This window comes from Bradyrhizobium sp. 134 (genome assembly GCF_023074155.1).
Classification (GTDB): domain Bacteria; phylum Pseudomonadota; class Alphaproteobacteria; order Rhizobiales; family Xanthobacteraceae; genus Bradyrhizobium.
This window is the reverse complement of the sequence record NZ_JADPKX010000053.1, coordinates 252,646-275,270: the sequence shown is the minus strand read 5'-3', so window position 1 is coordinate 275,270 and position 22,625 is coordinate 252,646. Positions and strand designations below refer to the sequence as shown.

Here is a 22,625-nt window from a genome sequence, read left to right as displayed (position 1 = left end):
AAGGCGTCGTGGCGTAAGGCGTCGTCTTGTCAGGTCGTCTTGGTCTTGTCAGTTGCGTGGCGGTTTCGACGCCACGATGTCGTCGGCCTTGACCCATCCGGGCGTGCCGACGGCGAAACGGGTCTTCGCGCGCGTCGCAAGCTCGCGGGCGGTCTTATTGTCGCCGCGCAGATAAGCGGCCTGTGCCGACGCCAGATCGGCCTCGGCATAGTCGCCCTTCCGGCCATAGGCCATCGCGAGCTGCATGTAGCCGAGAATGGCCTCCGGTTCCCGTGCGACCGCGGCCCGGAGAATCCGAACGGCGTCATCGGTGTAGGCCTTATTATCGGACCCAACCAGAGCCTGCCCAAGTAACATCTCGATGAGGGGCGCGTTGTTCGAAAGTGCGACAGCCTTGCGCAGGGCAGGGATCGCCTCGGCCGGCTTGCCGCCCTCCAGCAGGGCCTGGCCGCGCACCTCGTAAAAATACGCATTGTTGGGCTGGACCTGGATCAACGCGTCGATCTGGGTGAGCGCGCTGCGCAAATCCCCATGCAGATAGGTGCTGATGGCGCGGGCGTAGCGCGCCGGCATGCTGTCATTAGTCAGGGGATAGCGGCGATACACCGTCTCCGGCCGCTCCATGAAGGCGGAGATCTTGGCGCGCACCATGTCGTGGCGGAGCTGGAGCGCTGGATCGTCCTTCTTGTCCCAATAAGGGCTGGAGCTGGCGAACTCTTGCAAGGAAGCGACGCGCTCGGCCGGCATCGGGTGCGACTGGAGATAGGGATCGGCGCCTCGTGCGGCGAACAGGCTCTCGCTGGTGAAGCGCTTGAACGTCTCGTACATGCCCTTCGGCGACTGCTGGGTCGCAGTCAGGAATTTCACGCCGGCGCGGTCGGCGTTCTCCTCCTGCTGGCGCTGGTAGGACAGCAGCGTCCGGCGGATCATCTCCTGGGGACCGGCGAGGGCGGCGGCTCCTGCATTGGCAAGGCCATTGTTGCCGGCGCTGCCACTGCCGCGGGTGCTGCCTACGGCCATCGCGCCGGCGCCGAGCAGCATGGCGATGATCATCTGGGTCTGGGCGTTGGCGAGTTGCTCGCGCAGCTTGGACAGATGGCCGCCGGCCAGATGCCCGGTCTCGTGCGCGAGCACGCCGATGATCTGGTTCGGCGTCTCCGACTGGAGGATCGCACCGTAATTGACGAAGATGCGGCGGCCATCGGCGACGAACGCGTTGAACGAGCCCTCGTTGACGATCACCATCTGGATGTTCTGCTTTTCCAGACCGGCGGCGCGCAGGATCGGGCGCGTGTATTCGCGCAGCAGCTGCTCGGTCTCGGTGTCGCGCAGGACCGGCGGCCCCTTGGCCTGCGCATGCGCGGCCGAGAACGGCGTCAGCGCGATCGCAGCCGCCGCGACGAGGGAGGTGAGGGCGGTGGCCTTCTTGCGCAATGCGATCTGGAACAACATCAAGCGGTCTGGGTCAAACGGTCTTGTCAGCAGGCTTGTCAGGCATTCCTGGTCAAGCAGTTCAGTGATTGGTTTTGGCGATTGGCGGCGGACCGGATACGCGATATGCCCCTTTGAGCCGTACCCCTTATGAGCCGTACAATGCGGCCAGTCTGGGGCGCAAGCACCCCGTTTTGCCCGGGTCGGACGGATCGGCCCCGCCAGCGAATAGCAGAAATCGATGCACGATGCGACATTGAGGAACCGATTGGGAGAGTGGCTTGCGCCCTCCCGCCGCAGCGATGTTCCCCCGTTCATGGTGATGGACGTGATGGCCGCGGCGGCCCGGATCGAGGCGGCCGGAGGCCATGTGATCCACATGGAGGTTGGCCAGCCCGCCGCCGGCGCGCCGAAGACTGCGATTGCGGCCGCCCATGCGGCGCTCGAGGCGGGGCGGATTGATTATACTTCCGCACTCGGCATCCCCTGCTTGCGCGCGCGCATCGCGCGGCATTATCGCGATGCCTATGGCTGTGACGTCAGCCCCGAGCGGATCGTGGTGACCACCGGCTCCTCCGGCGGGTTCATTCTGGCATTCCTCGCGATGTTCGAGCCGGGCGACCGCGTTGCCGTAACGGTGCCGGGTTATCCGCCGTACCGTCATATCCTCACCGCGCTCGGCTGCGAGCCGGTGCTGATCGAGACCACGAACGAGACGCGCCATGCGCTGACCGGCGAGGCGCTGCTGGCCGCCCATCGCAAGGCGCCGCTGAAGGGCGTGCTGGTCGGCAGCCCCGCCAATCCGACCGGGACGATGATGTCCCGCGAGGCGCTCGCCAGCCTGATCGCGGCGGCGGAAGACGCGGGCATCCGCTTCATCTCGGACGAGATCTATCACGGGCTCGACTACGCGTTTCCCGCGGTGACGGCGGCGGCGCTGTCGGATCATGCGCTCGTGATCAACTCGTTCTCGAAGTATTTCTGCATGACGGGCTGGCGCGTCGGCTGGATGGTCGTGCCCGAGATTCTGGTGCGGCCGATCGAGCGGCTGCAGCAGAACCTGTCGATCTCGGTGCCATCGCTGTCGCAGATCGCAGCCGAAGCGGCCTTCGACGGCGCGGCCGAGATGGAGGAGATCAAGCACGGCTATCAGGAAAACCGGCGCATCCTGATCGAGGGATTGCCCAAGGCCGGCCTGACCAGGTTTCTGCCGGCCGACGGTGCATTCTATCTCTATGCGGACGTCTCGGATTTCACCTCCGACAGTTTCGAGTTCGCCAAGCAGATGCTCGAACAGGCCCATGTCGCGGTCACGCCGGGGCTCGACTTCGATCCCATCCATGGTCGTTCATTCATAAGGCTCTCTTACGCGCGTTCGGCTGCGGAGATGCGGGAAGCAGTTGACCGGATCGCCCACTGGCTTAAATAGCCGCCAGTTTTCGACAGCCTTCTGGAGTGCAACTTGTCTGACCGTTCCGTCCCGTCTACCGCCACGCATTCTCCTCTCGCCGCATTGAAGTGGCCGATCCGGCCGGGTGAAACCGTCGGCGCCTTGCGCGCCGTCGTGCTGATTGCGCTCGGCACCGCCTTGATGGCGCTGTCAGCCAAGGTGAACCTGCCACTGCCTTACGTGCCCATGACATTGCAGACGCTGGTCGTGTTGATGATCGGCGCCGCCTATGGCTGGCGGCTTGGCAGCGCAACCATGATCGCCTACCTCGCCGAAGGCGCAATGGGCCTGCCGGTGTTCGCCGGTCCCGTTGGTGGAATCGCACCGTTGGTCGGCCCGACCGCAGGCTATCTGTTCGGCTTCATTGGCGCCGCGTTCGTCACCGGCTGGCTCGCCGAGCGCGGCTGGGATCGCAGCGTAATGCTGCTGTTTGCGGCCATGGCCGTCGGCCACATCCTCATTCTGGCCGCGGGCTTTGGCTGGCTGGCCTTCGGTCTCGGCCTCGGCGCCGCAAAGGCGTGGCAGGTCGGCCTGATGCCGTTCGTTGCGGCCTCGCTGGTCAAGAACGCGCTGGGCGCGACGTTGATGCCGGCGATACGCCGGGTGGTCGACCGCGGGTAAAGCGCGCAGTATCGAGCAGTTCCGATTGACAGGGCCGGCCAAGTTGATCTTGGCTGGCCTGGCGTTTTGAGGGGGAGTGAAACAATGACGACGACAACGATGGTGGGGGCGCCGGTCGCGCCGCCCGCCGCCAAGCCGTGGTACAAGGTACTTTATATCCAGGTGCTGATCGCGATCGTGCTTGGCGCCATCGTCGGCTGGCTCTGGCCGTCAGTCGCTACCAACGAGTGGATCAAGGCACTCGGCGACGGCTTCATCAAGCTGATCAAGATGGTGATCGCGCCGATCATCTTCTGCACCGTTGTCTCGGGCATTGCCCATATCCAGGACGCCAAGAAGGTCGGCCGCATCGGCGTCAAGGCGCTGGTCTATTTCGAGATCGTCTCGACCTTCGCACTGGTGATCGGACTCATCATTGGCAATCTGGTGAAGCCGGGTGCGGGCTTCGGCGGCGCCGCCGCCAATGCGCAGGCCGTCGCCAACTACGCCAAGCAGGCCGAAGGCCAGAAGTCGGTCGACTTTGTGCTGCACATCATTCCGGACACCGTCGTCGGCGCCTTCGCGCAAGGCGAGATCCTGCAGGTGCTGCTGTTCTCGGTGCTGTTCGGCTTCGCCATCATGGGACTCGGCGAACGCGGCCACACCATCCGCAGCTTCATCGACGACGCCGCGCATGCGGTGTTCGGCGTCATCTCCATCGTGATGCGCGCAGCCCCGATCGGCGCCTTCGGCGCGATGGCCTACACCATCGGCAAGTTCGGCACTGGGGCGATCCTCAACCTCGTCGGCCTGATCGCGACGTTCTACGTGACCGCGGCGCTGTTCGTATTCGTCGTGCTCGGAACCATCGCGCGCTTCGCCGGCTTCTCCATCTTCAAGTTCCTTGCCTACATCAAGGACGAGCTGCTGATCGTGCTCGGCACCTCGTCCTCGGAAAGCGCGTTGCCGTCCTTGATGGAAAAGCTCGAGCGCCTCGGCTGCTCCAAGTCGGTGGTCGGCCTCGTGGTGCCCACGGGCTATTCGTTCAATCTTGACGGCACCAACATCTACATGACGCTGGCGACCCTGTTCATCGCGCAGGCGCTGGGCTTCGATCTCACCTTCGGCCAGCAGCTCACCATCCTGGTGGTGGCGATGCTGACCTCGAAGGGTGCCTCCGGCATCACGGGCGCGGGCTTCATCACGCTGGCGGCGACGCTCGCCGTGGTCGATCCGCGCCTCGTGCCGGGCATGGCGATCGTGCTCGGCATCGACAAGTTCATGAGCGAGTGCCGCGCGCTGACCAATCTGTGCGGCAACGGCGTTGCCTGCGTGGTCGTCGCCTGGTGGGAGGGCGAACTCGATCGCGACAAGCTCAACGCCAATCTCGCCAGGCAGATCGATCCGACTGACATGGAAACTGCGGTCACGACGGACTGATCTGCATTTGGCGGTGCCGAGCGCCGTCAGATCTTGAAGTAATAGGGCTGGTCGAGATCCTCGATCAGCCCTTTTTCTTTGGGCGACCAGCCGAGAGCAGCACGCGTCTTCGCGCTCGAGGTCGGAACGTCGGCGGCCGCGAACTGTGCGAACCAGCCGAAATGCGCGGCCGCTTCCTCGGGCGATTGGGACACCACGGGCACGCCGAGCCGCCGGCCGATCACCTCCGCAATCGCCTTGAACGGCATGCCTTCCTCGGCGATCGCGTGATAGTGCTTCGCGGTTGCGCCTTGCTCCAGCGCCAGCCGGTAGACGCGCGCGGCATCGACGCGGTGCGCGGCGGGCCAGCGGTTGCCGCCATCGCCGACATAGGCCGATACACCTTTCTGGCGCGCGAGGTTGATCAGGATCGGGACGAAGCCGTGGTCGCCCTCGCCATGCGTGGAGGGCGGAAGGCGCACAACGGCGGCGCGGACGCCGGCCAGCGACAGCGCGGTCGCTTCCGACACGCGCGGAAAGCGCTGCGCCGACACATCGTCCTCGGTGGCGAGGCGGCCGGTCGCAAGCAGCGCGACGCCGGAGGTGACGATGAGGGGGCGACCGGAGCCCTTGAGCTCCTCGCCGATCGCCAGGATCGCGCGGCGGTCGAGCTCGCAATTGTCCAGAAACTTCGAGAAGTCGTGGTTGAAGCCGAGGTGCAGGACGCCGTCGGAGGCGGCCGCGCCGCTGCGCAACGACGCGTGATCCTCCAGCGACCCGCGGTGGACATCGGCGCCCATCGCGGCGAGCGCCGCGGCTCCCGCGTCGGAGCGGGCGAGGCCCGCGACCCGGTGGTCGGCGGCGATCAGGTCGCGGACGACGGCGGAGCCGACGAAGCCGGTGGCGCCAGTGACGAAAACACGCATGAGCAGTCTCCAGGGATCAAACAAGGATTGGTGGAGACGACGATCTGCGCTAGAATTATCCGGGTAAAGTAGTGACATTATCGGGGTATAATAGCTAACAGGATGAGCGAGACAGCTTCAGCCGAAAACCTGCTCGGGACCTACCTCAAGGACCGCCGCACCCGGCTCGACGCGGCCGCGTTCGGCTTCGCGGGTCGCCGCAGGCGTACGCCGGGACTCCGCCGCGAGGAGGTGGCGCAGCGCGCCAATATCAGCCCGACCTGGTACACTTGGCTCGAGCAGGGCCGCGGCGGCGCGCCATCGCCCGATGTGCTCGACCGCATCGCGCGTGCGCTGATGCTGACCGATGTCGAGCGTGAGCACCTGTTCCTGATCGGGCTCGGCCGCCCGCCCGAGGTGCGCTACCAGGCGAGCGAAGGCGTCTCGCCGCGGCTGCAGCGCGTGCTCGACGCGCTGGAGACCAGCCCGGCGATCATCAGAACTGCAATTTGGGACATCGTTGCCTGGAATCGCGCGGCGACCATCGTGCTGACCGATTACGCCAAGCTCCCGCCAGAGCGGCGCAACATCTTGCGGTTGATCTTCTGCGAGCCGCGGGTGCGCGCCGCGCAACATGACTGGGACAGTGTGGCCCGCTTCGTGGTCGCCGCCTTCAGGGCGGATGCAGCGCGGGCCGGGGCCGTCTCGCATGTCGCCGACTTCGTCGATGAGCTCTGCCGCCTCAGCCCCGAATTCGCGTCGCTATGGCGCGACAACGACGTCCGCGCCCATGGCGAAGGCGTCAAGCATCTGCGCCACCCCGTGCTCGGTCCGATCGCGTTCGAATATTCGGCCTTTGCCGTCGATGGTAGGTCAGATCTCGGCATGGTCGTCTACAATCCGGCGACGCCTGATGATGCCGAACGCATCAGGACACTTCTGGCCGAGCGCGCCGGCTGACGGAATTTGCGAACTCCCGCGTTCAACCTGCATCTCGCGACGCGCGCGGTGCTTGCCGTCAACACCGGGGGTTAGAACCGCTCCGGCCGGTACGGCGTCGGATCGATCGCGGGCGTTTCGCCGCTCATCATCTCGGCGAGGAGGCGCCCGGTCGCGGGTCCCAGCGTAAAGCCCTGGTGGCCGTGGCCGAAGTTCATCCAGAGGCCGGGATGGCGTGGGGCGGGGCCGAGCACCGGCAGCATGTCGGGCGTGCAGGGGCGGGTGCCGAACCACGGATCGGGCTCGACCCGCTTGCCGAGGTCGATCAGCTCGCGCGCGGAGGCTTCCGCGCTGGCGAGCTGCACGGGCGTTGCGAGCGCGTCCAGGCCGGTCAGCTCCGCGCCGGTGGTGATGCGGATGCCTTTGGCCATCGGACCCATGGCGTAGCCACCGGCCTTGTCGACGAGCGGCAGATCGAGCGAGGCGCCACCGCTGTAGTGCATATGGTAGCCGCGCTTGCGCACCAGCGGGATGCGATAGCCGAATTTGAGCAGGAGATCGGGCGACCACGGCCCGAGCGTAACCACGGCGTGGGCGGCGTCGATGTGTCCAACGTCGGTCCCGACCGACCAGCCGGTCGCGGTTTGCCGCAAGCTCTGGGCATCGCCAAGCACGATGCTGCCGCCGAGGCGCTCGAACAGATCGGCATAGGCCGTGACCAGCGCACCGGGATCAGACACGGTCCAGGTGTCGAGCCAATGGATCGCGCCGGGCAGGTCGTCGCGCAGGACAGGTTCGGCCTTGGCGAGCTCGGCGCCTGAAAGCGCACGAAACCTCACGCCGAATTCGCGCTGGTCCTCTTCCGCCGCCTTGACGGCGAGATCGAACGAAGCTGCGTCGCGATGCAGGTGGCGGTATCCCGCGCGGCGGATCAGATTGTCGGCGTGGGCTTCGCGAATGAGGATGTCGTGCTCCGCCGTCGCGTAGGCGATCAGCCGCGCCCAGGCGTCGATCGCCTCGCGATGCCGCTTCGGCGCCGAATGCCACCAATAGCGGAGCAGGGGCTCGATATGGAGATGAAGCGACGACAGGCTGTAACGCACGTCGTTGGTGCGGCCGGTCGCGATCTTCAGGAGCGTGGCGAGGTCGCGTGGCATCGGATAGGGGCGCACCGCTTCCGCCTGGATCATGCCGGCATTGCCGTAGCTGGTCTCGCGGCCCGGCTCCCTGCGGTCGATCAGCGTGACGGACCAGCCGCGCTGCTGGAGGTGCAGCGCCGCGCTGACGCCGATCATGCCGCCGCCGAGGACGATCACGCTTTGCATCGAACTGACCTCTCCAAATCAAAACCGCCCGGCTGGGCCGGGCGGTTTCAACTATCTTGTTCGCTCTATTCGCCGCCGCCGAAGCGGCGCGACCACCAGCCGGCACGACGCGGTGCGGCCGACGTTTCGCTTGCCGCTGCGGGCGCGGGCTCCGGAGCCGGTGCGGGCGGGGCAACCGGCTCGGGCGCCTGAGCAACCGGTGCCGGTTCACTCTGGCTGCTCGACAGGAAGCTCACCTTTTCCCGAACCGTCGAACGGCGTCGTGAGGCCTTGTCGTCGGCGTTCTCTTCGTCCGCGGCAGCAGGAGCCGGCTCAGGCCGGGCCGTTGCCTCGATGCTTGCCTCGATCTTTGCCGCGGCGCGCGGCTCTGGCTGGGCGACCTGCGGCTGCGAGGTGTGCTCGGCCTGCGCGATCGAGGGCGCAGCCTCGCCGCTGAAACCGTCGAAATCGGCGACTGCATCGGTCGCTTCCGACGGCGCATTGGCCGCGAGCTCGTCGCCGATGGAGCCGGCGAGACCTTCCTCGCCAGGACCACGCCGGCGGCGTCCGCCACGGCGACCACGCCGGCGGCGGCGGTCCGCGCTGCCCTGCTGCTCGCCACGGGCTGCCTGGTCCTCGCCGTCCTCGCCGTCCGGCTCGGCCTCGGCATCCTCTTCGCCTTCGCCGGCCGCCATGGCCGTCTCGGCAAGAGCGGGAGCGCCATCCTCGCGCGTCTCCTCGTCGCGCGGGCCACCGCGACCGCGGCGACGACGGCGACGCTTGCGGCGCTGGCTGTCCTGCTCGGTAGCGTCGCCTGCGGTCTGCTCGCCTGCGGTCTGCTCCTCGGCGAGACCTTCGGTCTCCTCAGTCTCGACCTCGGATTCGGTCTCGGGATCGAATTCCTCGTCGTCATAAGCCTCTTCGACCAGGGGCGGCGGGCTTGCGGCCGCCTGCGCCGCCAGCAGAGCCTTGGCGGCTTCCAGCGTATGCACCTGCTCGCCGCGGTCGATGACATAGGCCTGAGGTCCGTTGACGCTCGGGTCGGCGATGACCGCCAACGTGACCTTGAAGCCGTTCTCGAGGTCGCGCAGATGGCCGCGCTTGTGGTTCAGCACATAGAGCGCGACGTCAGTGCGGGTGCGGACCACCAGATTGTGGGTCGCGCCCTTCATCAGGATCTCTTCGAGGCCGCGCAGCAACTGGAGCGCAACCGAGGACACCGAGCGCACATGGCCGGTGCCGCCGCAATGCGTGCAGGGATCGGTCGAGGATTCCAGCACGCTGGCGCGGATGCGCTGGCGCGACATCTCGAGCAGGCCGAAATGCGAGATGCGGCCGACCTGGATGCGCGCGCGGTCCTGCCGGAGGCAATCGGACATCTTGCGTTCGACCGCGCGGTTGTTGCGCTTCTCGTCCATGTCGATGAAGTCGATGACGATCAGGCCGGCGAGGTCGCGCAGCCGAAGCTGACGGGCGACCTCCTCAGAAGCCTCGAGATTGGTCTTGAGCGCGGTGTCCTCGATATGATGCTCGCGCGTCGAACGTCCGGAGTTGACGTCGATCGAAACCAGCGCTTCGGTCTGGTTGATCACGATGTAGCCGCCGGAGCGCAGCTGCACGGTCGGCGAGAACATCGCATCCAGCTGGCTTTCGACGCCCATGCGCGAGAACAGCGGCTGGCCGTCGCGATACTGCTTCACCGCGCTCACATTGGCGGGCATCAGCATCTTCATGAAGTCGCGCGCTTCGCGGTAACCGGATTCACCGGCAACTGAGATCTCGTCGATCTCCTTGTTGTAGAGGTCGCGCAGCGAGCGCTTGATCAGCGAGCCTTCCTCGTAGACGAGGGTCGGGGCCTGCGACTTCAGCGTCATGTCGCGCACCGTCTCCCACATCCGGATCAGGTACTCGAAATCGCGCTTGATCTCGGGCTTGGTGCGGGCGGCACCGGCGGTGCGCAGAATGATCCCCATGCCCTCGGGCACGTCGAGATCCTGCACCACTTCCTTCAGGCGCGAACGGTCCTGCGCGCTCGTGATCTTGCGGCTGATGCCGCCGCCGCGCGCGGTGTTCGGCATCAAGACGGCATAACGGCCGGCGAGCGAGAGGTAGGTCGTCAGCGCCGCGCCCTTGTTGCCGCGCTCTTCCTTGACGACCTGCACCAGCATCACCTGGCGGCGCTTGATGACTTCCTGGATCTTGTACTGGCGGCGGGGACGGAAAGTGCGCTCCGGCACTTCCTCCAGCACATCGTCGCCGCCGACGGATTCAACGACGTCCTCTTCGGCTTCCTCGTCGTCCTCGTCTTCGTCGTCATCCTCGGCCGTGGCTTCGGATTCGTGATGCGGAGGCTCCGCACTCTCGCCTGCGGCGTACACGGCGTCGGCAGGCTCAGCAGCCGATGTCACGGCCTCGGCAAGGTCGTCGGCGTGTGCGTCGGAGGCAACCTCCTGCGGCTCGGCAACGGCCTCGGTGGCGACCGCGGGCTCGGCACCGATCGCTGCGACAGGCGCCGGTGTCTCGTCGGCATGATCATGGTCGTGATGACCATGGTCGCCATGATCGTGGTCGTGATGTTCGTGCGCGTGATGATCGTCACCATGGGCATGATGATGGTCGTCGTGGTCATGCCCTTCGTGGTCATGTGCTTCGTGGCCGTGATCATGATGATCGTGGCCTTCGTGCTCGCCGTGATGCTCTGCGCCGGCGTGCAGGTGCTCGCCCTCGTGCGACGCGCCCTCGGGCAGGGCCTCGCCCGGGACCTGCCGGGCCGCGGGATCGCTGCCTTCGACGACGTCGCTGCGGACGCGCTCGCCATGACTACGGCGGCGGGAATTGCGGTGGCGGGAGCGACGGCGACCCTGGGAGCGGTTCTCGCTCTCTTCCTCGGCCTCGCGATGGGCCTGCTCCTCGGCTTCGATCAGCGCCTGCCGGTCGGCAACCGGGATCTGGTAGTAGTCGGGATGGATTTCGCTGAAGGCGAGGAAGCCGTGGCGGTTGCCGCCATATTCGACGAAAGCGGCCTGGAGCGAGGGTTCGACCCTTGTGACCTTGGCGAGGTAGATATTCCCGCGCAGTTGCTTGCGTTGCGCGGTCTCGAAATCAAACTCTTCGACGCGATTGCCGCGGACCACGACGACCCGGGTCTCTTCCGGGTGGGTGGCATCGATCAACATCTTGTTGGGCATGTCTTAACTCTTGGCGGCGGCGGGCGCGATTCACCGTGGGCGCCATCAGCGCTGCCGGGTGACGCGACGGTCCACCTGATTCGGGGGTGAGGGGAAGGCCGAAACGCCGTCTCTCGCGCCTTGCCGAACCGGAAGCCGGAGGACCAAAGCGGCGCGCGGAATTTTCACTCCGCAGCGTCGCGAATGGTCCTTCGGAATTGGTCGGCACAGTCTGGCGCATCAAGCGTCGGCCCGTATGAAACATTGGGCGGCGGGGCCGCCCCTCAATCAGTTGCTGTTGGCCAGGCATGGCGCGAGCGCGCTCGCCTTGGGTATTACGAACCGTTCCCTTGGATTAAGGGACCGGGTAACGGGTCGCGCCACTGTCAGAACCGTCCCGGAAACATGGTGGTAACCGGGGACCGTCCGCCGCCGGGGCTTGCCCCGTCCACCTCGCTGCCGCGCACCGCGCTGGACTTAGAGGGGAACGGAAAAACGCTGGAATTCCCAAACCTTGAGAGTTCCGGCGCTGCACCGGGAGGCTGAATGCGACACAACCAGAAATATCGGCCGTCAGCATTCCGTACATACGTGGATTGGGCCATTCGTGCAAGGAGCGTCGCACGGCGGTCACAGTCAGCGAGTTTCGCGTGTCCGTCATTAAGGATCGTTTAACCCTGTGGTTCTATTGCGTTAAAGAGGCTGCTCGGAGGCACGGAATCGGTGGCGAGCCGCGCAAATCAAAGGATCCTGCTGGGATGCGTGCTGCTCTGCGCGGCGGCATTGCCGTGTGCTGATTCCTCGCGTCTGAAGGCTGCGGAAAGTCAGCCTCAACTCCCTGTTGCATCAGCGAATTTCCCGACGGCCTCGGCCGCCCGGCTGGCCGGCGACGGCCGGCAAACGCGCTTTGTCCTCGACATCGACCAGACCGTGACCTTCCGCGCCGTCACCTTGGCTGACCCGTACCGGGTGGTGGTCGACGTGCCCCAGCTTAATTTTCAACTTCCCGCCGGCACCGGTTCCGGCGGACGCGGACTGGTCAAGGCCTTCCGCTATGGGCTGGTGATGCCCGGCGGCTCCCGAATCGTGTTCGACCTGACCGGCCCGGCCAAGATCGCCAATTCCTACGTGGTGGAGGCTGCCAACGGTCAGCCGGCGCGGCTGGTGCTCGAATTGGAGGAGGTCGAGCGCACCGCCTTCGTGGCGTCGTTAGCTCCGGAAAACCGCCCTGAGCTGCGGCCGGCAATTGCCGATCCGCCGCCCGCGACGGTTCCGGCATCTGCGCACCCTGAAGCCGGGCAGAAGGCCGATGGCCGCGCGGTAGTCGTCATCGATCCCGGCCATGGCGGCATCGACAACGGCACGCAGTCGAGCGGCGAGAGCGAGAAGAATCTGGTGCTGGCCTTTGGCCTGGCACTGCGCGAACGGCTGGAAAAGACCGGCAAATATCGCGTGGTGATGACCCGAGACGACGACACCTTCATCCCGCTTAACGACCGGGTTAAAGTGGCTCGCAGCCTCAAGGCGGCGCTGTTCGTCTCGATCCATGCCGACGCGCTGCCGCGCGCCGAGGGCGATGCGCAGGGCGCGACCATCTACACCTTGTCCGACAAGGCCTCCGACGCCGAGGCGCAGCGGCTGGCGGATGCGGAAAACCGGGCCGACGCCATCGCCGGCTTCAACCTCGCGGAGGAGCCGACTGATGTCGCCGACATCCTGATCGATCTCACCCAGCGGGAAACCCGCACCTTTTCAAGTCGTTTTGCCCGCCTGTTGATGGGCGAAATGAAGTCGACGGTGCGCATGCACAAGCATCCCCTGAAGTCGGCCGGCTTCCGGGTGCTGAAGGCGCCCGACGTGCCGTCGGTCCTGGTCGAGATCGGCTACGTCTCCAACAAGGGCGACCTCGAGCATCTGGTCTCCGAGGGATGGCGTTCGCGTGCCGTGGGCTCGATGGCGCAGGCGATCGACGGGTTTTTGGCCAAGCGGATGGCCACGGCCGGATCGTCCAATTGACGACCGGGGGATCGTCCAATTGACGACCGGGGGATCGTCCAATTGACGACCGGGGGATCGTCCAATTGACGACCGGGGGATCGTCGAACTGACGACCGGGGGGGCGTCATATTGACGACCCGGGGTCGTCGAATTGAGAGTGATTTTCCGTCCCGCCGCAAAAGCCCTAGTTTGGCCACAGCGGGCGCTTTATAAAAACGCCGCAGGGGGTTCCGGAATCGGCGAGAATCCCGCTCGGCAAGCGTCTTGGGTCCGGCACTGATAGTATTGAGTAAGGCCGGGGAATTCGCGATGGTTTGGTGCCTGTTTTCGGTGCCAAGGGCTGATCTTAAGCTGGTCTTGGGCTGATTTTTGGGCTGATCAGAGTTTGAACGGATAAACAGATAATGCGCTTGCTGGTGCGGTTCATGGGCTTCCTGTTCGCCGCGGGAACGGTGTTGTTCCTTGTCGGGGTCGGTGCCATCGCAGGCCTGATCTGGCATTTCTCCAAGGACTTGCCGGACTACTCTCAGCTTCAGGATTACGAGCCGCCGGTGATGACCCGCGTGCACGCGACCGACGGCTCGCTGCTCGGCGAATACGCCAAGGAGCGGCGGCTTTACCTGCCGATCCAGGCGGTGCCGAAGCTCGTGATCAACGCTTTCCTCGCGGCCGAGGACAAGAATTTCTACGAGCATGGCGGCATCGACTACACCGGCATGGCGCGCGCCGGCGTGGTCTACATCCAGAACTACGGCTCCAATCGCCGCCCGCAGGGCGCTTCCACGATCACCCAGCAGGTCGCCAAGAACTTCCTTCTGACCAACGAAGTCTCCTTCGCCCGCAAGATCAAGGAAGCCTTGCTGGCGATGCGGATCGAGAAGACTTACTCGAAGGACAAGATCCTCGAGCTGTATCTGAATGAAATCTATCTGGGCTTAGGTGCCTACGGCATCGCGGCGGCGTCGCTGGTTTATTTCGACAAGTCGGTGAACGAGCTGACGGTGGCGGAGGCGTCCTATCTCGCGGCGCTGCCGAAGATGCCCGCGACCCTGCATCCCGTTCGCAACCGCGATCGCGCCATCGAGCGCCGCAACTACGTGATCGATCGTCTGGTTGAGAACGGCTGGGTCAAGCAGGCCGACGCCGACAAGGCGCGCAAGGAGCCGCTGGCCGTGACCAGCCGTTCCAACGGCGCCCACACCTTCGCCGGCGAGTATTTCGCCGAGGAAGTGCGCCGCGACATCTTCGAGCGTTATGGCGAGAAGAAGTTGTACGAGGGCGGTCTCTCGGTCCGCACCACGCTCGATCCGAAGATTCAGGTCATGGCGCGCAAGACCATGGTCGCCGGACTCGTGAACTATGACGAGCAGCAAGGCTATCGCGGTGCCATCAGCAAGCTCGACATTTCGGGCGACTGGGGCGTGAAGCTCGCCGAGATCAAGTCTCTGTCCGATATCTCGCCGTGGCGCATGGCGGTGGTGCTGGAGACCAGCGATCAGTCGGCGCGCATCGGCTTCCAGCCGAGTCGCGAACTCGGCGGCGCCATTAGCAAGCAGCGCGAGACCGGCCTCATCACGCTCGATGGCATCAAATGGGCAAGAGCGGCGTCCGGGGCTGCGAAGGGCAGGGCGGCGAGCGCGGTGTCGCAAGTGCTTCAGCCCGGCGACGTGATCTACGCCGATCCGCTGTACAAGGACGCCCAGCCTGTCGAGGGCCAGTACCGGCTGCGCCAGATTCCCGAAGTGTCCGGCGCGATGGTGGTGATGGACCCCTGGACCGGCCGCGTGCTGGCAATGGTCGGTGGCTTCTCGTTCGACCAGAGCCAGTTCAACCGCGCCACGCAGGCCTATCGGCAGCCCGGTTCGTCGTTCAAGCCGATCGTCTATTCGGCCGCGCTCGACAACGGCTATACGCCCTCGACTGTCGTGCTCGACGCTCCGATCGAAATCGACCAGGGCCAGGGCGCCGGCGTGTGGCGGCCTGAAAACTTCTCCTCGGGCAAATTCCAGGGGCCGGTGACGCTGCGCAATGCGCTGCGGCAGTCGCTCAACACGGTGACGGTGCGCCTCGCCCAGGACATCGGCATGCCCCTGATCGGCGAATATGCCCGCCGCTTCGGCGTTTATGACGAACTGCCGAACTATCTCTCCTACGCGCTCGGCGCCGGCGAGACCACGGCGATGCGCATGGTCACGGCCTATTCGATGCTCGCCAATGGCGGCCGCCGGGTGAAGCCGACTCTGATCGACCGGATCCAGGATCGCTACGGCCACACCATCTTCAAGCACGACCAGCGCGAATGCCGCGGCTGCGACGCGCCGGGTGGTTGGAAGAACCAGAACGAGCCGCAGCTGATCGACCGCCGCGAGCAGGTGCTGGATTCCATGACCGCCTATCAGATCACAGAGCTGATGGAAGGCGTGGTCCAGGCTGGTACCGCGACCGTGGTCAAGCAGGTCGGCAAGCCGATCGCCGGCAAGACCGGCACCACCAACGAGGCCAAGGACGCCTGGTTCGTCGGCTTCTCGCCCGACGTCGCCGTTGCCATCTATATGGGCTACGACAAGCCGCGTCCGCTCGGCAAGGGTAACGCCGCGACCGGCGGCCATCTGGCGGCTCCCATCGCACGCGACTTCCTCCAGCTCGCGCTCGCCGACAAGCCGGCGGTCCCGTTCAAGGTGCCGGCCGGCATCAAGCTGGTGCGGGTCGTCGCCAAGTCTGGCATGCGCGCCGGTCCAGGCGAGACCGGCGGAACAATCCTCGAAGCCTTCAAGCCGGGCACGGCGCCGCCGGATAATTATTCGGTCATCGGCGTTGCCGATGCCGACGGCCGCATGCCGGCGTCACAGCAGCAGCAGCCGGATTCCGGTTTCTTCATGCGGCCGGGCACCGGCGGGCTGTACTAGGGCTTAGGACAAAAAGGGCGTTCTTCGCCGCGGCGGTTGCGCTTTGCAGCCGCCGCCGCTACATCCCGTTGCAACGAGACGCGGAACAATTCCGCGAGACCCGAGAATCACATGCGCGCCGAAATCGAACGGTTGGTAGAAGAGATCAAGCAGTCTGTCGGGCTGCTGAGGAGGCATCTTTGACGTCGAGAAATCGACGGCGCGCCTCGCTGAGCTGAACAAGCTCGCAGAAGATCCCAACCTCTGGAACGATCCCCAGAAAGCCCAGAAATTGATGCAGGAGCGCACCTCGCTCGAGGATGCGCTCTCCGGCATCGGCAAGGTCGAGCAGGAGCTCGAAGACGACATCGGCATGATCGAGCTTGGCGAAGCCGAGGGCGATGAGGGCGTCGTCAAGGAAGCCGAAGCCGCGCTGAAGACCCTCAAGAAGGAAGTCGCCCGGCGCGAGCTCGAGGCGCTGCTGTCGGGCGAGGCCGATAGTTTCGATTCCTATCTCGAAGTGCATGCCGGCGCCGGTGGCACCGAGAGCCAGGACTGGGCGCAGATGCTGCTCCGCATGTACTCGCGCTGGGCCGAAACCCGCGGCTTCAAGGTCGAGATGCTGGAAGAGTCCGAGGGCGAAGAGGCCGGCATCAAGTCCGCGACCATCCAGGTCTCTGGCCACAATGCCTATGGCTGGCTCAAGACCGAGGCGGGCGTGCACCGCCTGGTGCGGATCTCGCCGTTCGATTCCAATGCGCGGCGGCACACCTCGTTCTCGTCCGTAGCTGTGTTTCCGGTGATCGACGACACCATCAAGATCGACATCAAGGAATCCGACGTTCGCGTCGACACCATGCGCTCCGGTGGTGCCGGCGGCCAGCACGTCAACAAGACCGAGTCCGCGGTACGGCTGACGCATATCCCGACCGGCGTCGCCGTGGTCTGCCAAGCCGGCCGCTCGCAGCACAAGAACAAGGCGCAGGCCTGGGACATGCTGCGCGCCCGGCTTTACCAGATCGAGCTGAAGCGGCGCGAGGAGAAGGCCGCCGCCGACCAGGCCGCCAAGACCGACATCGGCTGGGGCCACCAGATCCGCTCCTACGTGCTGCAGCCCTACCAGATGGTGAAGGACCTGCGCACGGGTGTGCAGACCTCGGACACCTCAGGCGTGCTCGGGGGCGATCTCGACGAGTTCATGGCGGCAACCCTGGCGCAGCGCGCCTTCGGCACTCCCGGCGCCGACATCGAGGACGTCGACTGATGCTCCGCATCGCCTTCATCGGGCTTGGACGGATGGGCCATGGCATGGCCGGCCGCTATCTCGATGCCGGTTTTACGGTGACGCTGTGGAATCGCAGCAAAACAAAAGCGGAAGACCTGATCGCGCGCGGCGCGCTGTGGGCGACCTCGCCCGAGGACGCAGCGATCGACGCCGATGCCGTCGTGACCATGGTCGCCGATGACGAGGCCGCGCGTGCGGTCTGGCTCGGGCCCGAGGGCGCGGCCAAGACCGCGAAGGCCGGCACCATCGCGATCGAATGCTCCACCGTCTCCTATGACCATGCGCGCGAGATGGGCCGCGAAATGAATGCGCGCGGTCTGATCTATATCGATTGCCCCGTGACCGGATTGCCGGATGCGGCCGCGAGCGGAAAGCTGACGCTGCTCGTTGGCGCCGATGCGGCCGATCTCGAACGCGCGCGGCCCTTTCTGACACCGATCGGTTCGACCATCCGCCATTTCGGCTCGGTCGGCACCGGCACCGTCTACAAGCTCGTCAACAATCTGATGGGCGCGATCCAGATCGCCGGCCTCGCCGAGGGGCTTGCCATTGCCGAGCAGGCCGGGCTCGACATGAACCTCGTGCTGGACTCGATTCAGGCGGGCGTAGCCGCAAGCCCGCAGGTGCAACGACACTCCAAGCGCATGGTCGCCCGCGATTTTTCCGGCGCAACGTTCACGGCGGCACTGCGGCACAAGGATGCCGCCTACGCGGTGAAGCTCGCCGAGAGCCTGCTGGCCGACAAGCCGCTGGTCGCGCGCGCCGCGGTCGAGTCCTACGCGCAAGCGAAGGCCGCGATGCCTGACGACGACGAAGGCAAGATGATCGAGATGGTGTCGCGGCCGAAGAAACCGTCCTAGCGGTCGCATCGACATGGGGCAGCCTCGTTCGCCTCGTTCGAGCATCGGTCTTGTAAACGGGTGCGTCGTCGGAAATCGGGTGGCGCTGCTCGCCGTGTTGTCTTAGGCGGCTGTCTCGGCCACCGTCATGAGACGCCATGTCCCCGAACGACAACCGGATCGACGCGCGAGACTGGTCGCTGCTCGCCGTGCTCTCGGTCCTCTGGGGCGGCTCGTTCTTTTTCAACGGCGCTGCGCTGCTGGAATTGCCGCCGCTCACGCTGGTGTTTATGCGCGTTGCACTTGGCGCGGCCATTCTGCTGCCGCTGCTCCATATCCAGGGCGTCGGCTTTCCCAAGGGTGTGACGGGCTGGAAGCCGTTCGTCACGATTGGGCTCCTCAACAACGTCATCCCGTTCTCGCTGATCGTGATCGGCCAGACTTTCATTCCAAGCGGGCTGGCGTCGGTCCTGAATGCCACCACGCCGCTGTTCACGGTGATCGTGATGGCCGCGGCGGGCGAAGAGGCCTTACGGCTCCGCCGCGTCGCCGGCGTAGCGCTGGGCCTCGCCGGCGTGATCATCCTGCGCGGATGGGGCGCGGAAACGCGGGCAGGGCAGGGGCTCGGGATCCTGCTCTGCCTCGGCGGTGCCCTCAGCTATGGCTTTGCGGCGCTGGCGGCGCGGCGGCTGTTGAAGGACTCGGCTCCGCTGGGGACGGCAAGCTTCCAACTCATGGCGTCGACGGTGATGATGGCGCTGGTCGCGGGCGCAACGGAGCAGCCGTGGCGTCTGCCGATGCCGGGCCTCACGACATGGCTCGCGGTGCTTGGCCTTGCCGGCTTGTCGACAGCGCTCGCCTATATCGTCTTCTTCCAGATCCTGCGGCGCTCGGGCGCGACCAATGTGATGCTTGTGACGCTTCTCATTCCCGTCACCGCCATTCTTCTGGGATGGCTTGTGCTCGACGAGCCGATCTCCATGCGTGAGATCGCGGGCGCGATCGTGATCGGCAGCGCGTTGCTGGTGATTGATGGGCGCGTTCTGAACCTGCTGCGGCGCGGCACATAGTTCCAGAGCCGCCGTTTCACCTCGCGGAAAATCGCGGCGCTTGCCAGCCGAGAGCCACCTTGCGACACTCCCAGCAAAACAAGACTACAAAACACAGGGGAGAGAACGATGCCGGGTTGTCGCAATAAACTTGCAGCCCTCGCCATGCTTGCTGCCGCCGTGTTGGCCACAACATCGGCTCTGGCGCAGAAAAAATACGATCCCGGCGCCACCGACAACGAAATCAAGCTCGGCAATATCATGCCCTATAGCGGGCCGGCATCGTCCTATGGCGTGATCGGCAAGACCGAGGCCGCGTTCTTCAAGATGATCAACGATCAGGGCGGCATCAACGGGCGCAAGATCAATTTCATCAGCTATGACGACGCCTATTCCCCGCCGAAGGCGATCGAGCAGGCGCGCAAGCTGGTGGAGAGCGACGAGGTGTTGCTGATCTTCCAGCCGCTCGGCACACCCTCGAACTCCGCGATCATGAAATACATGAACGCCAAGAAGGTACCGCAGCTCTTCGTTGCCTCCGGCGGCACCAAGTTCGGCGACCCCAAGAATTTCCCATGGACCATGGGATTTCAGCCGAACTACCAGAGCGAGGGGCGGATCTACGCGAAGTATATCCGTGACAAGTTTCCGAACAGCAAGATCGCGGTGCTCTGGCAGAACGACGACGCCGGCAAGGACCAGTTCAAGGGCCTGAAGGACGGGCTCGGCGACAAAGCCAATATGATCATCGCCGACAAATCCTATGAGGTCAGCGATCCCTCGATCGACTCGCAGATCGTTGCGCTTCACGATTCCGGCGCCGACATCTTCTTCTCATGGGCCGCGCCGAAAGGCTCGGCGCAGGCGATCCGGAAGGTCGGCGAGCTCGGCTGGAAGCCGAAATTCTTCCTTGCCAATACGGCTACGTCGATCGCCTCGGTGCTCAAGCCCGCCGGGCTCGACTATTCCAAGGACATCATCTCGACCGCATATCTGAAGGATCCGACCGACCCGACCTGGGACAAGGATCCGGCGGTCATCGCGTGGCGCACCTTCATGGACAAGTACTATCCCGAAGGGGACAAGACCAACGCCAACAACCTTTACGGCTACGTCCAGGCGGAGGCGATGGCGCAGGTGCTGAAGCAGTGCGGCGACAACCTCACGCGAGACAACGTCATGAAGCAGGCCACGAACCTGAAGGATTTTCACACCGACCTGATGCTGCCCGGCATCATGGTCAACACCTCCGCCGACGATTATTTTCCGATCGAGCAGATGCAGCTGATGCGCTTCAACGGACAGGCCTGGGAGCTGTTCGGCGACGTCATCACGGGCGAGGTCGGCCACGAGCGCGGACAGTAGTCAGCCCCATTTTCGGCGTCCCCCCGCTTATTCGGTGACGAGATCGGCGGCGCGTTTCGCCTTCTTGCCGGTATTCTTGACCGTCTCTTCTCCGGCCTTTTCGGCGTTGGCGCGAAGCTCACATTTGGTGCGGATCTCGTCGAGCTCGTCATCGGTCAAATGCTCAATTCCGACGAAGGAATTCTGCACCGCGCTCACCCGGATCAGTTCGTCAAGCTTCACCTGGATCGCCGCGCTATCGCGATTCTGAGAATTCTGAATCAGGAAGACCATCAGGAACGTCACGATGGTGGTGCCGGTGTTGATCACCAACTGCCATGTGTCGGAGTACTGGAAGATGGGACCGGTGACCGCCCAAACCAGGATGATGCCGGCTGCAATCATGAATGTCAGCGCGCGCCCGGCCGCTTGAGATGTTCGGTTAGCAATATCGCTGAAGAGTTGAGCCGCGCTGTTACGTGGCTGGTTCGCTTTGCCCTTGGCCGGACGAGCTTTGGTATCGGTCTGTTGCATCGGAAGATCGCGCTGATAAGGGAGCTGCGATCTAACGTCGAGGGAACTCCGAAGTTCCGCGATGTAAACAGGAACTAGGCGAGCGGACTCTCAACGAGCCTAGCCCGCGCTCAGGCGCACGCCGGCGCGCAGGAATTTCTGCGGATCGACTGCTTCGCCGTCGATGCGGGTTTCGTAGTGCAGGTGCGGGCCGGTGGAACGGCCGGTCGACCCGACGAGCCCGACGACCTGGCCGATCTTCACGATCTCGCCGACCCGGACATTGATCTCGGAGAGATGGCCGTAGCGGGTCGCAAGGCCATTGCCGTGATCGACCTCGATCATGCGGCCGTAGCCGCCGGACCAGCCGGCGGAGACGACCTTGCCGTTGGCAGTGACACGAACGGGATCGCCGCTCGCGGCGCGGAAGTCGAGCCCGGTGTGCATCGCGGGCCGGCCGAGGAACGGATCGCTGCGCACGCCGAAGCCGGAGGTGAACTCGACCTCGCCGATGACGGGCTTGCGATAGGGCACGAGTGCGAGCGTGCGATTGAGCCGGTCCATCTCGGCGCGGGTGCTGTTGATGCGTGAGAGCTGCTTCTCGAACGGCCCCGAACTGGCGGTGAGCTTGACGGGTACGAAAGGCCCGCCCATTGCCGTGCGCGGTACGGCGGCTTCGAGATTTGCGAGGTTCAGGCCGAGATCGCTGACGACGCCGCGCATCCGGCGCATGCGTGAATCCATGCCTTCCTCGACGGCGTTGAGCGCCGCCATCTGGCGACGCTCGACCTGGTCGAGTGAGGTCGTGAGCCGAACGACGACGTTGTCGAACCCTTGATTCTTGGCGAATTGATTGACGGGCGGAGCTGCGAGGGTCGGCGCGCGCGACTCGAGCCGCGCCTCGCGATCCGGCGGCGCCACGAAGATCACGGTGTCGCTGATCGGTGAGGGCTTTGGCGTGCCCTGCGTCGTCTGGCTGGCATCGCCACGCTGCGGGCTGGAACGGGGAATCGATCCGGTCACGTCCGGCATGGACCCGAGCGCCGTGGCACGGGACTCCAGCGCCGTCTGGCGCTTCATGATCTGGTCGAGCTTCTGGTCGAACTGCTCCTGGTCGAGCAGTTGCCGGCTGGTGGTGCGGTCGACCTTGGCGCGGAGCTCGGCGATGCGGTCCTCATAGGCGTATTGCATCTCGGCCTGCCGGGCGATCAGCCGGGTGAGGACGTCGTCGCGGAAGGCGAAATAGGTCGCGGTTGCGGCCGACCAGAGCCCGAGCAACACGATCGTGCCGACCACGATCCAGAACACCACAGGGCCCAGGCGAACCTGCTTGCCGTGATGCACGATGGTGTAGGCGTCGTCGATGTCCGGAAGGGGAAGTGCGGTTGCCACCGCGGCGGCACGGCGATGAAAGGCTCGGCCGTGGTCGTGGGGGTGATGTTGGGGGTACTGCGAGAGTTGGGCAGAACTTTTCGACATCGGCACTCCCGCGCCGAT

Annotated in this window: 16 protein-coding genes; 10 read left to right on the top strand and 6 right to left on the bottom strand. The window is 65.1% G+C overall.

Annotated features, from left to right (window positions below; genetic code table 11):
* Window positions 1-48: 48 nt before the first annotated feature.
* Complete coding sequence (locus IVA75_RS22075) at window positions 49-1,452, bottom strand: M48 family metalloprotease (protein WP_027569830.1); 1,404 nt, start codon at window positions 1,450-1,452, stop codon at window positions 49-51.
* Between the two features lie 220 nt (window positions 1,453-1,672).
* Between IVA75_RS22075 and IVA75_RS22070 the strand changes: the two genes are divergently transcribed.
* The 3 genes from IVA75_RS22070 to IVA75_RS22060 all read left to right on the top strand — a co-directional run bounded on the left by IVA75_RS22070 (window position 1,673) and on the right by IVA75_RS22060 (window position 4,921).
* Window positions 1,673-2,860 (top strand): aminotransferase class I/II-fold pyridoxal phosphate-dependent enzyme, encoded by a 1,188-nt coding sequence (locus IVA75_RS22070; protein WP_247286238.1) that lies wholly within the window; start codon window positions 1,673-1,675, stop codon window positions 2,858-2,860.
* Window positions 2,861-2,893: 33 nt separating this feature from the next.
* Window positions 2,894-3,502, top strand: coding sequence for a biotin transporter BioY (locus IVA75_RS22065; protein ID WP_247286236.1), 609 nt, complete (start codon window positions 2,894-2,896; stop codon window positions 3,500-3,502).
* Window positions 3,503-3,586: 84 nt separating this feature from the next.
* Window positions 3,587-4,921, top strand: a complete 1,335-nt coding sequence (locus IVA75_RS22060) for a dicarboxylate/amino acid:cation symporter (RefSeq protein ID WP_027569833.1) — start codon at window positions 3,587-3,589, stop codon at window positions 4,919-4,921.
* A gap of 26 nt (window positions 4,922-4,947) precedes the next feature.
* Here the strand turns inward: IVA75_RS22060 and IVA75_RS22055 are convergent, their stop codons facing one another.
* The gene (locus IVA75_RS22055) at window positions 4,948-5,826 is read right to left on the bottom strand and encodes an SDR family oxidoreductase (RefSeq protein WP_247286234.1); all 879 of its coding nucleotides are present in this window, start codon (window positions 5,824-5,826) and stop codon (window positions 4,948-4,950) included.
* Window positions 5,827-5,928: 102 nt separating this feature from the next.
* Between IVA75_RS22055 and IVA75_RS22050 the strand changes: the two genes are divergently transcribed.
* A complete protein-coding gene (locus IVA75_RS22050) occupies window positions 5,929-6,765 on the top strand; it encodes a helix-turn-helix transcriptional regulator (protein ID WP_247286233.1) in 837 nt (278 codons plus the stop codon).
* A 71-nt stretch (window positions 6,766-6,836) separates the two neighbouring features.
* On the opposite strand, the gene IVA75_RS22045 is transcribed toward IVA75_RS22050, so the two are convergent.
* A complete protein-coding gene (locus tag IVA75_RS22045) occupies window positions 6,837-8,069 on the bottom strand; it encodes an FAD-dependent oxidoreductase (protein WP_247286231.1) in 1,233 nt (410 codons plus the stop codon).
* A 65-nt stretch (window positions 8,070-8,134) separates the two neighbouring features.
* Window positions 8,135-11,236, bottom strand: coding sequence for a ribonuclease E/G (locus IVA75_RS22040; protein WP_247286229.1), 3,102 nt, complete (start codon window positions 11,234-11,236; stop codon window positions 8,135-8,137).
* A gap of 702 nt (window positions 11,237-11,938) precedes the next feature.
* Between IVA75_RS22040 and IVA75_RS22035 the strand changes: the two genes are divergently transcribed.
* The 6 genes from IVA75_RS22035 to IVA75_RS22010 all read left to right on the top strand — a co-directional run bounded on the left by IVA75_RS22035 (window position 11,939) and on the right by IVA75_RS22010 (window position 20,636).
* Window positions 11,939-13,231, top strand: a complete 1,293-nt coding sequence (locus IVA75_RS22035; protein ID WP_027569837.1) for an N-acetylmuramoyl-L-alanine amidase — start codon at window positions 11,939-11,941, stop codon at window positions 13,229-13,231.
* 386 nt (window positions 13,232-13,617) lie between these two features.
* Window positions 13,618-16,119, top strand: coding sequence for a penicillin-binding protein 1A (locus tag IVA75_RS22030; RefSeq protein WP_247286227.1), 2,502 nt, complete (start codon window positions 13,618-13,620; stop codon window positions 16,117-16,119).
* A gap of 111 nt (window positions 16,120-16,230) precedes the next feature.
* Window positions 16,231-17,362, top strand: a protein-coding gene (prfB, locus tag IVA75_RS22025) for a peptide chain release factor 2 (RefSeq protein WP_155809971.1) whose coding sequence is annotated in 2 segments (ribosomal slippage) — window positions 16,231-16,299 and window positions 16,301-17,362 — 1,131 coding nt in all. Because the reading frame shifts where the segments join, the coding sequence is not laid out codon by codon here.
* Entirely contained in the window at window positions 17,362-18,243 is an 882-nt protein-coding gene (locus IVA75_RS22020; protein WP_247286225.1) for an NAD(P)-dependent oxidoreductase, read from the top strand. The genes prfB and IVA75_RS22020 overlap by 1 nt, the downstream gene beginning before the upstream one ends.
* A 137-nt stretch (window positions 18,244-18,380) precedes the next feature.
* The gene (locus tag IVA75_RS22015; RefSeq protein ID WP_247286224.1) at window positions 18,381-19,292 is read left to right on the top strand and encodes a DMT family transporter; all 912 of its coding nucleotides are present in this window, start codon (window positions 18,381-18,383) and stop codon (window positions 19,290-19,292) included.
* Between the two features lie 108 nt (window positions 19,293-19,400).
* Window positions 19,401-20,636 carry an ABC transporter substrate-binding protein gene (locus IVA75_RS22010; RefSeq protein WP_247286223.1) on the top strand — a complete coding sequence of 412 codons (1,236 nt, stop codon included), beginning with the start codon at window positions 19,401-19,403 and terminating at the stop codon, window positions 20,634-20,636.
* Between the two features lie 27 nt (window positions 20,637-20,663).
* On the opposite strand, the gene IVA75_RS22005 is transcribed toward IVA75_RS22010, so the two are convergent.
* Complete coding sequence (locus IVA75_RS22005; RefSeq protein WP_247286222.1) at window positions 20,664-21,149, bottom strand: low affinity iron permease family protein; 486 nt, start codon at window positions 21,147-21,149, stop codon at window positions 20,664-20,666.
* Window positions 21,150-21,248: 99 nt separating this feature from the next.
* Window positions 21,249-22,607: a M23 family metallopeptidase gene (locus tag IVA75_RS22000; protein ID WP_247286221.1), complete on the bottom strand. Its 1,359-nt coding sequence runs from the start codon at window positions 22,605-22,607 to the stop codon at window positions 21,249-21,251.
* Window positions 22,608-22,625 lie beyond the last annotated feature (18 nt).

What these genes read in the sequence shown, in the direction of transcription:
- IVA75_RS22015 (WP_247286224.1), top strand. Translation starts at nt 18,381, where the DNA reads ATGTCCCCGAACGACAACCGGATCGACGCGCGAGACTGGTCGCTGCTC.
- IVA75_RS22075 (WP_027569830.1), bottom strand. Translation starts at nt 1,452, where the DNA reads ATGTTGTTCCAGATCGCATTGCGCAAGAAGGCCACCGCCCTCACCTCC.
- IVA75_RS22040 (WP_247286229.1), bottom strand. Translation starts at nt 11,236, where the DNA reads ATGCCCAACAAGATGTTGATCGATGCCACCCACCCGGAAGAGACCCGG.
- IVA75_RS22060 (WP_027569833.1), top strand. Translation starts at nt 3,587, where the DNA reads ATGACGACGACAACGATGGTGGGGGCGCCGGTCGCGCCGCCCGCCGCC.
- IVA75_RS22000 (WP_247286221.1), bottom strand. Translation starts at nt 22,607, where the DNA reads ATGTCGAAAAGTTCTGCCCAACTCTCGCAGTACCCCCAACATCACCCC.
- IVA75_RS22055 (WP_247286234.1), bottom strand. Translation starts at nt 5,826, where the DNA reads ATGCGTGTTTTCGTCACTGGCGCCACCGGCTTCGTCGGCTCCGCCGTC.
- IVA75_RS22070 (WP_247286238.1), top strand. Translation starts at nt 1,673, where the DNA reads ATGCACGATGCGACATTGAGGAACCGATTGGGAGAGTGGCTTGCGCCC.
- IVA75_RS22030 (WP_247286227.1), top strand. Translation starts at nt 13,618, where the DNA reads ATGCGCTTGCTGGTGCGGTTCATGGGCTTCCTGTTCGCCGCGGGAACG.
- IVA75_RS22010 (WP_247286223.1), top strand. Translation starts at nt 19,401, where the DNA reads ATGCCGGGTTGTCGCAATAAACTTGCAGCCCTCGCCATGCTTGCTGCC.
- IVA75_RS22050 (WP_247286233.1), top strand. Translation starts at nt 5,929, where the DNA reads ATGAGCGAGACAGCTTCAGCCGAAAACCTGCTCGGGACCTACCTCAAG.
- IVA75_RS22020 (WP_247286225.1), top strand. Translation starts at nt 17,362, where the DNA reads ATGCTCCGCATCGCCTTCATCGGGCTTGGACGGATGGGCCATGGCATG.
- IVA75_RS22045 (WP_247286231.1), bottom strand. Translation starts at nt 8,069, where the DNA reads ATGCAAAGCGTGATCGTCCTCGGCGGCGGCATGATCGGCGTCAGCGCG.
- IVA75_RS22005 (WP_247286222.1), bottom strand. Translation starts at nt 21,149, where the DNA reads ATGCAACAGACCGATACCAAAGCTCGTCCGGCCAAGGGCAAAGCGAAC.